Annotated in this window: 1 protein-coding gene; it reads right to left on the reverse strand. The window is 66.7% G+C overall.

Annotation, left to right across the window (positions count from 1 at the left end; translation table 11 throughout):
• Window positions 1–100 precede the first annotated feature (100 nt).
• Window positions 101–273 (reverse strand): peptidylprolyl isomerase (locus MFF64_RS36855; RefSeq protein ID WP_238193985.1); only part of this gene is annotated, 173 nt, incomplete at its 5' end.

Consider the following 273-nt stretch of genomic DNA (forward strand, 5'->3'; position numbering starts at 1 on the left):
GGCGCGGCAACCTCACAGGCCGCGCGCGTCTTGCCAAGGGACAATCGTCCCATCGTTACGCGGACGTTTCCGCCCGGGCGGGCGGACACGTCCGGTCGTTTCAGGCCGCTTCGCCCACCGTCGCCTTGACGATCTTGTCCGGGGAGCGCGGCGGCTCGCCCTTGTTGATCGTGTCGACCACGTCCATGCCGTCCACGACCTTGCCCCAGACCGTGTACTGCTTGTCGAGGAAGCGCGCGTCGTCGAAGCAGATGAAGAACTGCGAGTTCGCCG

This window comes from Methylobacterium frigidaeris, from assembly GCF_022179185.1.
In the GTDB taxonomy this organism is placed as follows: Bacteria; Pseudomonadota; Alphaproteobacteria; order Rhizobiales; family Beijerinckiaceae; genus Methylobacterium; species Methylobacterium frigidaeris.